The sequence below is a fragment of the Pseudodonghicola flavimaris genome (assembly GCF_030164425.1).
Taxonomy (GTDB): Bacteria; Pseudomonadota; Alphaproteobacteria; order Rhodobacterales; family Rhodobacteraceae; genus Pseudodonghicola; species Pseudodonghicola flavimaris.
Window position 1 is genome coordinate 240,765 of record NZ_JASNJD010000006.1, and the last position, 12,737, is coordinate 253,501.

General features: G+C 67.8%; 11 protein-coding genes. 2 read left to right on the forward strand and 9 right to left on the reverse strand.

Going from position 1 to position 12,737, the window contains the following annotated elements; all coding sequences use genetic code 11:
• Positions 1-78 precede the first annotated feature (78 nt).
• Positions 79-1,734 carry an FAD-binding dehydrogenase gene (locus tag QO033_RS10590; RefSeq protein WP_284480934.1) on the forward strand — a complete coding sequence of 552 codons (1,656 nt, stop codon included), beginning with the start codon at positions 79-81 and terminating at the stop codon, positions 1,732-1,734.
• A 1-nt stretch (position 1,735) separates the two neighbouring features.
• On the opposite strand, the gene QO033_RS10595 is transcribed toward QO033_RS10590, so the two are convergent.
• The 6 genes from QO033_RS10595 to mgtE form a co-directional block, all read right to left on the reverse strand.
• Positions 1,736-2,926 carry a TPM domain-containing protein gene (locus QO033_RS10595; protein WP_284480935.1) on the reverse strand — a complete coding sequence of 397 codons (1,191 nt, stop codon included), beginning with the start codon at positions 2,924-2,926 and terminating at the stop codon, positions 1,736-1,738.
• A 105-nt stretch (positions 2,927-3,031) separates the two neighbouring features.
• Positions 3,032-4,810 (reverse strand): SLC13 family permease, encoded by a 1,779-nt coding sequence (locus tag QO033_RS10600; protein WP_284480936.1) that lies wholly within the window; start codon positions 4,808-4,810, stop codon positions 3,032-3,034.
• A 154-nt stretch (positions 4,811-4,964) separates the two neighbouring features.
• A complete protein-coding gene (locus tag QO033_RS10605; protein ID WP_284480937.1) occupies positions 4,965-5,777 on the reverse strand; it encodes a TIGR00282 family metallophosphoesterase in 813 nt (270 codons plus the stop codon).
• 73 nt (positions 5,778-5,850) lie between these two features.
• Complete coding sequence (locus QO033_RS10610) at positions 5,851-6,246, reverse strand: hypothetical protein (protein WP_284480938.1); 396 nt, start codon at positions 6,244-6,246, stop codon at positions 5,851-5,853.
• Between the two features lie 143 nt (positions 6,247-6,389).
• Positions 6,390-6,956, reverse strand: coding sequence for a 5-formyltetrahydrofolate cyclo-ligase (locus QO033_RS10615; protein WP_284480939.1), 567 nt, complete (start codon positions 6,954-6,956; stop codon positions 6,390-6,392).
• Positions 6,953-8,359 carry a magnesium transporter gene (mgtE, locus tag QO033_RS10620; protein ID WP_284480940.1) on the reverse strand — a complete coding sequence of 469 codons (1,407 nt, stop codon included), beginning with the start codon at positions 8,357-8,359 and terminating at the stop codon, positions 6,953-6,955. Before mgtE ends, QO033_RS10615 begins: the two co-directional genes overlap by 4 nt.
• 136 nt (positions 8,360-8,495) lie before the next feature.
• On the opposite strand from mgtE, the gene guaD reads away from it, so the two are divergent.
• Complete coding sequence (guaD, locus tag QO033_RS10625; RefSeq protein ID WP_284480941.1) at positions 8,496-9,785, forward strand: guanine deaminase; 1,290 nt, start codon at positions 8,496-8,498, stop codon at positions 9,783-9,785.
• A gap of 55 nt (positions 9,786-9,840) precedes the next feature.
• Here guaD and QO033_RS10630 read toward each other — a convergent pair whose 3' ends face one another.
• The 3 genes from QO033_RS10630 to QO033_RS10640 form a co-directional block, all read right to left on the reverse strand.
• Positions 9,841-11,175 (reverse strand): 8-oxoguanine deaminase, encoded by a 1,335-nt coding sequence (locus QO033_RS10630; RefSeq protein ID WP_284480942.1) that lies wholly within the window; start codon positions 11,173-11,175, stop codon positions 9,841-9,843.
• 150 nt (positions 11,176-11,325) lie between these two features.
• Complete coding sequence (hisN, locus tag QO033_RS10635) at positions 11,326-12,135, reverse strand: histidinol-phosphatase (protein ID WP_284480943.1); 810 nt, start codon at positions 12,133-12,135, stop codon at positions 11,326-11,328.
• A gap of 84 nt (positions 12,136-12,219) precedes the next feature.
• The gene (locus QO033_RS10640; protein ID WP_284480944.1) at positions 12,220-12,594 is read right to left on the reverse strand and encodes a helix-turn-helix domain-containing protein; all 375 of its coding nucleotides are present in this window, start codon (positions 12,592-12,594) and stop codon (positions 12,220-12,222) included.
• Positions 12,595-12,737: the final 143 nt, after the last annotated feature.

Genomic DNA, 12,737 nt, shown 5'->3' on the forward strand with positions numbered 1-12,737 from the left:
ACGTAAACCGCGCCCGCCACCGTTGCCCCGGCGCCTCGCCCCGCCCTAAGCTCCGCCCTGAGGAGAGCGGAGGGGCCGATGGACAATGCGGATGTGATCATCGTCGGGGCCGGGCTGGCGGGGCTGGCGGCGGCGGCGGAACTGGGCGACCGGGGCAAGCGGGTGATCCTGCTGGATCAGGAGCCCGAGGCGTTTCTCGGCGGGCAGGCCTTCTGGTCGCTGGGCGGCCTGTTCCTGGTCGATACCCCGGAACAGCGCCGCATGGGCATCCGCGACAGCCACGATCTGGCGCTGCGCGACTGGATGGGCAGCGCCGGGTTCGACCGCCCCGAGGACGCCTGGCCACGCCAATGGGCCGAGGCCTATGTCGATTTCGCCGCCGGAGAGATGCGCCCCTGGCTGAAGGCGATGGGGCTGCGCTGGTTTCCGGTCGTCGGCTGGGCCGAACGCGGCGGTGCCTTCGCCACCGGTCACGGCAATTCGGTGCCGCGGTTTCATATCACCTGGGGCACTGGTCCCGGGGTGATAGAACCCTTCGTCGCCCGGGTCCGCGCCCATGCCGAGGCCGGCCGGATTGCCCTGAAGTTCCGCCATCAGGTCAGCCATATCATCCGCCAGACCGGCGCCGTGCGCGGCGTGTCCGGCGAAATCCTCGCCCCCGACAGTGCCGCCCGCGGCCAGAAGACCAACCGCGACGAGATCGGCGAATTCGAGCTCTACGCGCCCTCGGTCATCGTCACCTCCGGCGGCATCGGCGGCAATTTCGACCTGGTCCGCAAGGCCTGGCCGCGTGATCGCCTGGGACCGCCGCCGGCACAGATGGTGGCCGGCGTGCCGTTTCACGTCGATGGCCGCATGATCGCGATTTCCCAGGCCGCCGGCGGCCATATCATCAACCCCGACCGGATGTGGCATTACACCGAAGGGGTGCGGAACTGGGATCCGATCTGGCCAAACCACGGCATCCGCATCCTGCCCGGCCCCTCGTCGCTCTGGCTCGATGCCCGCGGCCACCGGCTGCCCGCCCCCTGCCTACCCGGTTTCGATACGCTGGCGACGCTGAAGGAAATCCTGAAGACCGGCTACGATTACAGCTGGTTCGTGCTGAGCCAGAAGGTGATCGAAAAGGAATTCGCCCTCTCCGGATCGGAGCAGAACCCCGATCTGACTTCGAAAAGTTGGCTGCAGGTGCTGAAGGCGCGGCTGCTGTCCCGCGGCGGCGCCCCCGCCCCGGTGGAGGCCTTCAAGGCCCATGGTGCCGATTTCGTCGTCGCCGAGACGCTGGAGACGCTGGTGGCTGGCATGAACGAGATCTCCGATCTGCCGCTCGACCCCGCCCATATCCGGGCCGAGGTCGAGGCCCGCGATGCGCAGATGGACAATCCGTTTTCCAAGGATGCCCAGATCATGGCCATTCATGCCGCCCGCAACCATCGCGGCGACCGGCTGATCCGCACCGCCAGGCCGCATAAGTTCCTCGATCCGAAGAACGGCCCGCTGATCGCCGTCAAGCTGCACATCCTGACGAGAAAGACGCTGGGGGGGCTGCAGACGACGCTCGACAGCCAGATGGTCGGCGGCGACGGCCAGCCGCTGCCGGGGCTCTTCGCCGCCGGCGAGGTCGCCGGCTTCGGCGGCGGTGGCTATCACGGCTATAATGCGCTGGAGGGCACCTTTCTGGGCGGCTGCATCTTCTCCGGCCGCAACGCCGGACGCTCTGAGGCGGTGGCCTGAGCTACCAGCTGCCGCTGGCGCCGCCGCCCGAGGACGAACCGCCGCCGAAGGAGGATCGCCCCGACCCGGACGAGCTCTTGGATACCTTGGGGATCGTCCGCAGCTCGGTGTCGTGATAGCCGCAGTTGCGGCAATCGTAGGTCAGCCGCTTCTTGCCGGTGCTGGAGGTGGTCGCGGACACCAGAACCTCGGTCTGGGTCTTCAGCGTGTGATAGCCGCATTTGGGGCAGGCGCCGAAGGCCGAGAACCAGTTGCGATAGCGGTGGATATCCATCTGGCCGCAGCTGTCGCAGGCCCAGACGTCGTAATCCACCGATTTCAGGAATTCCTCCAGCCGCTGACCGCCGTCCAGATGGGCATCGTCGGCCGCCTCGCCCAGACGGTGCATCAGGCTGCCACAGTTGGAACAGGGCCGAGGCCTGAGGCGCAGATAGCGGCGCAGCGCCAGCGCGGTGGCCGCCAGAGGCACCGCGACCACCGCCCAGAGCCAGCCGCCGAGCCCGGAGAGCTGCCAGAAAATCCAGCTCCATCCCTGCCGCAACAGCCCGGTGTCATAGGTGCCGGGATAGCGGCCGGTCAGCTCGAAGATGGTTTCGCGCACACCGGTTTCGATCCCGGCCTGATACCGGTCGTCGCGAAAATCGGGCAGGAACCCCTCGTCGATGACCCGCTGCATCCGGTCGTCCCAGGCGGCATCGTAGCCAGCGCCGATTTCGATCCGCATGCGCCGGTCAAACAACGAGACCAGCACCAGAACCCCGTCGTTGCGGCCGGCATTGCCGATGCCCCAGGCGTTGAACAACGCCGTCGCGAAGGGCTCGATCGGTCCGAAGTGGTGATAGTCGCTGAGGCTGTCGATGGTCAGCACCGTCATCTCGATGCCGGTGTGGTCGTAAAGCTCGATCATCTCGTCGCGGAGCCGCTGCTCCGCCGCGGGATCGAGCAGACCGGCATAATCGTTGACATAGACGTCGTGATAGCCCGGCAGGGTGCCGCCGGCGGGATTGGCGAGCCGGTCCGCCGTCCCCTCTTCCGCCGGCGCGGCGGCAAAGGCGGCCGGCGTCTCAGGCGGTGCACCGGGCAGATCGCCGCGGCCGCCCAGCATCAGCCCGGCGCCATAGCCCAACGCCAGCCCGATCACCACGACCAGCGCCGCGATCAGCCCGGCGATCTTCAGGTCATATCGGGTCATGGCGGTCTCTCCCCTCCGGTCCTGCGCCGCAGGCTAGCAAAGCGGCTGCACCCGGGCCGAGGGGAAAATGCCCCGCTCCGGCCCCGGGTCCGGGCGTTCCGTCTGTCAGAGCGGCCAGATCAGCGGGATCAGCGCCGAGGCCAGCATGCCCACGGTCAGGTTCAGCGGGATACCGACCCGCATGAAATCGGTGAACTTGTAGCCGCCGGGCCCATAGACCAGCATATTGGTCTGGTAGCCGATCGGCGTCGCAAAGGAGGCCGAGGCCGCGATCATCACCGCCACCACCAGCGGCCGCGGATCGACCCCCATGGCCTGGGCCAGCCCGATGGCGATCGGGGTGACCACCACGGCGACGGCATTGTTCGACACCAGTTCGGTCAGGATCGAGGTCAGCAGGTAGATGGCCCAGACCACCAGGAAGGGCGGCAGCATCCCCAGAGCCGGGGACACGGTCTCCACCACCAGCTTGACCGCGCCGGAATGGTCCAGCGCCGCGCCGATGGCCAGCATCGAGAAGATCATCGCCAGCAGCCGGCCGTCGACGAAGGAGAACGCCTCATCCGCGTCGATGCAGCGGGTCACCAGCACCGCGGCAACGGCCAGCACCGACAGGAACAGGATCGGCGCAACGCCGAAGGCGGCCAGCGCCACGATGCCGATCAGCGCCGCGATGGCAATCGGCGCATGCCCCCGGCGGAAGGCCCGGGCCGAGGGGTGCGAGACGTCGACCATCTCCATCTCTGCGGCGAGCCGCTGGATATCGCCCGGCGCCCCTTCGAGCAGCAGCGTATCGCCGACGCGCACCACCAGATCGTCCAGCTGGCGGCCGATGTTCTGGTTCCGGCGATGCACCGCCAGCACATAGACACCATAGCGGCGGCGCAGGCGCATCGCACCCAGGCTGCGGCCGATCATCTTGCAGCCGGGGGAAATCAGCACCTCGACCGTGGTGGTCTCCACCGCCGAGATCTGGTCGACCCGCTTCAGCTCCTTATTGCGCTGCAGGCTGAGCAGCTCGGTCATCCGGGTCCGCAGCACCACGCGGTCGCCGACCTGCAGGGTCACGCCCTGAAGATCGCGGCGCAGCGACTGGTCGCCCCGCACGACGTCGATCAGCCGCACCCCGTCGCGCTGAAACAGCTGGACCCCCAGCACCTCGCGGCCGATCAGGTTGCTTTCCGGCGGGATCACCGCCTCGGTGAAGAACTTCATCCGCGACTTGTCGCTCAGCAGGCTGGCCATGCTGGTCCGGTCCGGCAGCAGCCGGGGGGCGATGAAGCGCAAATAGATCATGCCGTAGATCACCAGCGCCAGCCCCAGCGGCGTCACCTCGAAGATCGAGAACGCCTGCATGCCGTTGCTGCGCGCCACCCCGTCCACCAGCAGGTTGGTCGAGGTGCCGATCAGCGTCAGCGTCCCACCCAGGATCGCCGCATAGCTCAGCGGGATCAGCAGCTTGGACGGCGCGATATCGAGTGTGCGGGCGATCTGGATGAAGACCGGGATCATCACCACCACCACCGGCGTGTTCGATACCACCGCCGAGGCGACCAGCACGAAGCCCATCAGCAGCCCCACCGCCATCTTCGGCCGGGTCTGCGCCTGGCTGCGCGCCAGATTGGTGAAGGCATCGAGCGCACCGGTCCGCACCAGCGCCCCCATGATGATGAACATCGCCGCGATGGTCCAGGGCGCCGGGTTCGACAGCACCGCCAGCCCCGCCTGATACGGCAGCACCCCGGTGATCAGCATCATCGCCACCCCGGCGATGGCGACCACTTCGGTCGGAAAAACTTCGCGCAGGAACATCACGAACATACCTGCAACGATGGCGAGCGTGAGAATGGCACTGCCAGTCTCGGTCAGCTGGAAAAAATGCATGTGCAGCTATCAGTATCCCGACAATCCCGGCCCCTTGAGACCGCCGCCCACTTTCTCCGATTGCGGCGGGGGGAGCAAGCGCTTCCTATGCGGCGGCGCGGGGCCCTGCCCCGGTTTCGGGCAGGGCTGCGGCAAAACGCGGCCATAGGTCGCGTCAGGGGGCCGCCTGTTCCAGCCGGCCGCCGACCCGGACCATGCGCACCTGTCGGGCCAGGCCGGTGCGGTCGTCGGTGTCGACGAAAACGCCGGCCAGCGTCGCCTCGCCCAGTGCCGGGGTGAAGCGCGATTTCGGCATGCCGGTGATGAAGCGACGCATCGGTTCCGCCTTGTCCATGCCGATGACCGAATTGTAATCGCCGCACATGCCGGCATCGGTCTGATAGGCGGTGCCGCCGGGCAGGATCTGCGCGTCGCCGGTGGGCACATGGGTATGGGTCCCGACCACCAGGCTGGCGCGTCCGTCGCAGAAATGGCCGATCGCCATCTTCTCCGAGGTCGCCTCGCAATGGATGTCCACGATCACCGCCTGCGCCAGCCCGCCCAGCGGATGCGATTTCAGCACCGGTTCCAGCGCCGAGAACGGATCGTCGAAGGCGCGTTTCATGAACACCTGCCCCAGCACCTGGGTCACCAGCACCTTGCGACCGCCGGGGGCGTTGAACAGCCGGTGACCGCGGCCGGGCGCGGCCTTGGCGAAGTTGATCGGCCGGACGATGCGGCTGTCCTGCTCGATCGCCTGCATCATGTCCTTCTGGTCGAAGGCGTGATCGCCCAGTGTGACGCAATCGGCACCGGCGTCGAAGATGCCCTTGGCATGTTCGCCGCTGAGCCCCATGCCGTTGGAGGCGTTTTCACCGTTGACCACGACGAAATCCAGCCGCCAGTCGCTGCGCAGGCGCGGAAGATGTTCGGCAATCGCCGTGCGGCCCGCGCGGCCCATCACGTCACCGAGGTACAGAAGTCTCATATCCGCTTGGTAGGGTGCGGCGGCGCCAAGAGCAAGGGCCGCGGTCCGCCCCCTGGCCCCGACGCCACGGCGCTCAGCCCTTCGGGCGGGTCCCGGACGCCTCGGAGGCCTCGGAGGCGCGCAGCAGCCCGCGCCAGGCGGGTTCGTCCACCGCCCGCAGCCGGGCCAGGGCGGCCTCGGCCTCCGCCTTCAGCGCCTCGGCGCTCTGGCTCTTGACCGCCTCGACCCCCTTGATCAGCTTGTCGATGTCCGGCAGCGGCACCCCGGCGTTCTTGCCCAACGTCTCCAGCGCCTCCAGCACCTTGCCCAGCTGCTTGCCATAGCTCGCCACCTCGGTCTGCACCTTCTCCTCGATCTCCGGCACGCCCTGGATATCGGGCGAGAAGACCCGCGGCACGATCTCCTGAGTGACGTCGCCGGAAAACGGCGCCCGGATGATCGGCGCCCAGATATCGAACGGGGATGTCATGAAACCCTCCTCAGGAAACTTGTGACCAAACGCCCCCAGTATCCCCTGCCGTGGCGATATCCCAAAATCAAACCCGACAGCACCGCCACCCGTCCCGCCCCCGTCCGGCCCCGATGCCCGTTCCATCGGCACCGCGGCCCCGGTCAGCGGCGCCTGAGGTCGATCACCCGCCGCTCTGTCACGATCAGGTCGAGCGGCTGGTCGGTGGGTTCCAGCGGCAGGTCCAAGGCCGCCTGCGCCTCATAGGCGAAGCCGATCGCCAGCGTGGCACGGCGGGCGCGCAGCGCCTCCAGCGTGCGGTCGTAGAATCCGCCGCCATAGCCCAGGCGATTGCCGGCGGCGTCGAAAGCCACCAGCGGCACGATCAGGATCTCCGGCTCGACATACTCCGGCCGGGCCGGCACAGCCGCCCCGAAGGCCCCCGCGACCATCTCCGCCTCCGGCTCCCAGAGGGCGAAGCGCAGCGGCGCGGCCTCGGCCACGATCACCGGCACCGCGACCGGCCCGTGGGCCGCGGCCTCGGCCATCGCCGGACGCGGATCGATCTCGGTCCGGATCGGCATGTAGCCGGCCAGCGGCACACCGCGATACCCGGCGAGAACCGAGCTGAGCACACCGGCGCGCCCGGCCCCGCCGGCCTCATGCGCCGCCCGGCGTCGGGCGAAGGCCGCCTTGCGCGCCGCTGCCTTGGCCGCCGCCAGATCGGTCACAACAGCACCACGGTGGCCAGCCCGAGAAAGGCGAAGAAGCCCACCACATCGGTGACCGTGGTGACGAAGACACCGGAGGCCAGCGCCGGATCGACCCCGAATTTGTCCAGCAGGATCGGCACCACCACCCCCGACAGCGCCGCGACGAAGAGATTGATGATCAGTGCCGTGCCGATCACCACCCCCAGCAGCGGCGCCGAGAAGATCAGCCCGGTCAGCACCCCCAGCGGGATCGCCAGCGTCAGCCCGTTCAGGAGCCCCACCAGCATCTCGCGCCGGATCACCCGCCAGGCGTTGGAGGATGTCAGGTCGCGGGTGGCGATGGCGCGCACCGCCACGGTCAGCGACTGGGTGCCGGCATTGCCGCCCATCGAGGCGACGATCGGCATCAGCACCGCCAGCGCCACCAGAACCGCGATGGTCTCCTCGAACTGGGCAATCACCAGCGCCGCCAGCGCCGCAGTGCCGAGGTTGACGATCAGCCAGGGGATCCGCCGCCGGGTGGTGTCGATCACCCGGTCGGAGAGCGAGCTTTCCTCGCCCACCCCGGCCAGACGCAGGATGTCCTCTTCGTTCTCCTCGTCCAGCACGATCATCGCATCGTCGATGGTGATGACGCCGACCAGCCGGCCGTCGCCATCCACCACCGGGGCGGAAATCAGGTGATACTGGTTGAAGGCATAGGCGACGTCGGCCTCGTCCTGCTCCACCGGGATGACCTGGAACACCTCTTCGGCGATCTCGCCCAGCTTCACGTCGCGGCGCGAGCCCATCAGCTTGCCCAGGGTGACATTGGCCACCGGCCGCATCCGCGGATCGACCAGCACGATGTGATAGAACTGTTCCGGCAGCTCCTCGGAACTGCGCAGGTAATCTATGGCCTGGCCGACATTCCAGTGCTCCGGCGCGAAGACCACCTCGCGCTGCATCAGACGGCCGGCGGAATTCTCCGGATAGGTCAGCGCCTGCTGCACCGCCAGCCGGTCGGAGGCCTCCAGCGCGCCGAGGATCTCGGCCTTCTGCGGCTCTTCCAGATCTTCGACCAGATCGACGACATCGTCGCTGTCCAGATCGCGCACCGCTTCGGCCAACACCTGCGGATGCAGCAGGCTGATCACCTCTTCGCGAACACCCTCGTCCAGCTCCGACAGGATGTCGCCGTCGAACTCGCGCCCATAGAGCCGGATCAGCCGGGCCCGGTCATAGGCGTTGATCTGTTCCAGAAGGTCGGCGATGTCGGCCGCGTGCAACGGCTCCATCAGCGCGATCAACTGATCGCGGTCCTCCACATCCACCGCATAGAGGATCGCGGCAATGGCCCGACGATCCAGCGAATAGGGCTGATCGGCGGTCTCCTCCTCCCGGGGGGGTTCGGTCTCGGCCTGATCGTCGCCTGTGCTCATGCTCCGCCCCTTGTGTAAGATTGGCCGCAAAATAGAAGAAGCTGCTACCGGAAAACAATGCGAATGCTGTAATTTACCCCTGAGCCGCCGAACTCTACTCTGGTCCTGACATGAGATCATCAGAAACAGGTGACAGATGACGCAGGAAACCCTGCTGACCGGGCAGGTGCTGTCCTTTGCCCGCTCGCCCTTCGAGGGCGACCCGACCGCCGCCACCGTGGTGACGGAGGCCGTTCTGATCCGCGACGGGCGGATTGCCGCCACCGGCCGCGCCGCCGACCTGCGCGCCGCCCATCCGCAGGCGGAACTCGTATCGCATGGCCAGCGGGTGATTCTGGCGGGCTTCGTCGACCCGCATGTGCATTACCCGCAGACCGCGATGATCGCGAGCTGGGGCAAGCGGCTGATCGACTGGCTGAACCATTACACCTTCCCGCAGGAAATGCGCTTCGCCGATCCCGCCCATGCCGCCGACCTGGCCGCCCGCTATCTGGATCTGACCGCGGCGGAGGGGACCACCACCATGTGTTCCTTCTGCACCATCCACCCCGCGAGCGTGGAGGCCTTCTTCACCGAGGCGCAGGCGCGCGGCCAGCGGGTGGTGGCGGGCAAGACCTGCATGGATCGCAACGCCCCCGAAGGGCTCCGCGATACCGCGCAATCGGCCTATGACGACAGCAAGGCGCTGCTGGAGAAATGGCACGGGGTCGACCGGATCTCCTATGCCATCACGCCGCGCTTCTCGCCGACCTCGACGCCCGAACAGCTGGCGGCGATGGGGGCGCTCTGGGCCGAGCATCCCGATTGCCTGATGCAGACCCACCTGAGCGAACAGACCGACGAGATCGCCTGGGTGCGGGAGCTCTTCCCTCAGGCGCGCGATTACCTCGATACCTACGAGGCCTTCGGACTGCTGGGGGCCAACGGGGTCTACGGCCATGCGATCCACCTGGAGCCACGCGAGAAGGACCGGCTGCGCGAACTCGACGCCGCGCTGGTGCATTGCCCGACCTCGAACACCTTCATCGGCTCCGGCCTCTTCGACATGGCCGGGCTGATGGCCGCCGGCCACCGGATCGGCCTGGCCACCGATACCGGCGGCGGCTCCAGCTTCTCGATGCTGCGGACCATGGCCGCCGCCTATGAGATCGCCCATCTGCGGCACCATTCCCTGCATGCCGCCCAATTGCTGTGGCTGGCGACGGTGGGATCGGCCCGCGCCCTGCGGATGGACGACAAGATCGGCAATATCGCCCCGGGAATGGAGGCCGATCTGGTGGTGCTCGACCTCGCGTCGACCCCGGCCATCGCCCAGCGCGAGGCCGAGGCGGAGGATCTCTGGGAGGCGATCTTTCCCACCATCATGATGGGCGACGACCGCGCCGTCGCCGAAGTCTGGATCGGCGGCCGCCGGGTCAAATCCTGACGTCTGGGCATGGGGGGCGCTGCCCGGCGCGGCAGGAACAGAGCCCCCGGCAGCCTCAGCCCATGAGCGCCCGGGCCAGCCGGGACTGATGCGCGATCACCCTGGGCAGGTCCAGCGTGGTCAGCTGGCCATCGCGCACAACCTGGCGGCCTTCGACCAGCAGATGGGTCACCCGCACCGGCCCCGCCAGCAGCAGCGCCGCCGGGTCCCAGCTGCCGGCGCTGTCGATCCCCGTCACATCCCAGAGCGCGAGATCGGCGCGTTTGCCCGGGGCGATGCGACCACAGTCGGGCCGGCCGAGAATATCGGCACCGCCACGGGTGACGATCTCCAGCGCTTCCCGGGCGCTCATCGCATCGGCGCCGCGGCTGACCCGTTGCAAGAGCAGCGCCTGGCGCGCCTCGAGGATCAGGTTACCGCCGTCGTTCGAGGCCGAGCCGTCGACCCCGAGCCCCACCGGCACGCCGGCATCGCGCATCGCGCGCACCGGCGCGATGCCCGAGCCGAGCCGGCAGTTGGAACACGGGCAATGGGCGACGCCGGTACCGCTGCGGGCGAAGAGGTCGATTTCCCCGGCGTCGAGCTTCACGCAATGGGCGTGCCAGACATCCGGCCCGGTCCAGCCCAGATCCTCGGCATATTGGCCCGGACGGCAGCCGAAGGTTTCGAGGCTATACGCGACATCCTCGGCATTCTCCGCCAGATGGGTGTGAAGCATCACCCCCTTGTCGCGCGCCAGCAGCGCCGCCTCGCGCATCAGGTCGCGGCTGACCGAGAAGGGCGAACAGGGGGCGACGCCGACCCGGCACATCGACCCTTCGGCGGCATCGTGGAAGGCATCGACCACGCGGATGCAGTCCTCCAGGATCGCTGCCTCCGCTTCGACCAGGCTGTCAGGCGGCAGGCCACCGGCGCTTTCGCCGATGCTCATCGCGCCACGGGTAGGCTGGAACCGCAGTCCGACCTCGGCCGCGGCGGCGATGGTATCGTCGAGCCGGGCGCCATTAGGGTAGAGATAGAGGTGATCCGAGGTCAGCGAACAGCCCGAGAGCGCCAGTTCGGCCAGGCCCGTCAGCGCCGAGACATGGACCTCCTCCGGGCCGAAGCGCGCCCAGATCGGATAGAGCGTCTTCAGCCAACCGAAGAGCAGCGCGTCCTGACCGCCGGGCACCGCGCGGGTCAAGCTCTGGTAGAGGTGATGATGGGTGTTCACCAGACCCGGGGTGACGACGAAGCCCCGCGCCTCGATCACCTCGCCCGTGGTGGCGAGGCCGGGCCCAATGGCGGCAATAACCCCGTCGCGGATCAGGATGTCCTCGCCCGCCAGTTCACGGCGATCGTCATCCATGGTCAGGATGGAACAGGCATTACGGATCAGGATTTCAGGCATGCGCACACTCCGGTCTGGCCCGTTTCGGTGACGAAGTGTGACAGAGGCGCCGACAGAATACGGGCAAAGGACTCGGCGCGCGGCCTGTCCTTAGCCAAAGCCATCCCTGTTTGCAATCCCCGGGAGAGCGCCACGAAAGGACGCCCCGGGTCAGACCCGGGAGAGGATCTCCAGCGCTGCGGCATGAAGCGTCGGGTTGGCCGCAGCCACAAGCCGTCCACCCTGATCGGCGCGCCCGCCCTGCCAGTCGGTGACCACACCGCCGGCGGCCTCGATCACCGCGATCGGGCCCTGCACGTCATAGGGGTTGAGCCCGGCCTCGATCACCAGATCGATGTGACCGGCGGCGAGCAGCGCATAGGCGTAGCAATCCATGCCGTAGCGGGTCAGCCTAGCCCGGGCGGAGACCGCCTCGAACCCGGCGCGCTCCTCGGGTGTGCCGACCTCGGGGAAGGTGGTGAAAAGCAGCGCCTCCTCCAGTGTGGCGGTGGAGCGGGTACGCAGCGGCCGGTCGCCCGCCGCCGTGCGCAACAGCGCACCCTCAGGGCTGCCGATGAACCGCTCCCCGGTATAGGGCTGATCGATGATCCCCAGCGTCGGGCCGGCGGCACCGGACAGCGCGATCAGCACCCCCCAGGTCGGGGTGCCGCAGAGAAAGCCGCGGGTGCCGTCGATCGGGTCGAGCACCCAGGTGCGCCCGCTCTGCCCCGCGGTCGGGCCGAATTCCTCGCCCAGGATGCCATCTTCGGGGCGGTACTGTGCCAGCAGCGTCCGCATCCGCTCCTCCGCCGCGCGGTCGGCGACGGTGACCGGGTCGAAGCCGTCGGCATCCTTGTTGTCGGCGGTCAGATCGGCACGGCGGAAATGCGGCAGGATGACCTCGCGCGCGGCGTCGGCCAGACGGTGCGCGACATCGATATCGCTGAGCGTTCGGGGATCGGGGAAACGGGGGTCGGTCATACCGGCTCAGGTGACACGGGACCGCGACGGATGCAAGCGGCAGGCGCCCCGCTCACAGGGGCGCCGCATCCGATGCCTGGACTGTCAGGCCACGTCGCTCAGCACACGGGCCAGTTCGAACAGGCGGCGGCGCTGGTTTTCCGGAATGGCGTAGTAGGAGCGGATCAGATCCAGGGCTTCCTTGTCGCCCATCAGATCGGCCGGGATCGCGCTGGCCTTGCCCTCGGCCGTCTTGTCGGTATCGTCAAGACCTTCGAAGAAGAAGCTCACCGACACGTCGAGGGCATCGGCGATATCCCACAGCCGCGAGGCGCTGATCCGGTTGGCACCGGTTTCGTATTTCTGGATCTGCTGGAACTTGATCCCGACCTTTTCGGCCAATTGCTGCTGGGTCATCCCCACAAGCCAACGGCGATGGCGGACCCGTTTACCCACATGTACGTCAACGGGATGGGTCATGGGCGGTCTCCTTGCGTTATACTTATTATGAGCCGGCCGAACGGTCTCCCGGCTCGCCTCCCTGCATCAGCGACATTTCGTGCAGCACCCCTCCCTGACAGCACGCCTTCTCGCACCCGCGTTAAAATTGTACGAGCTTTTAT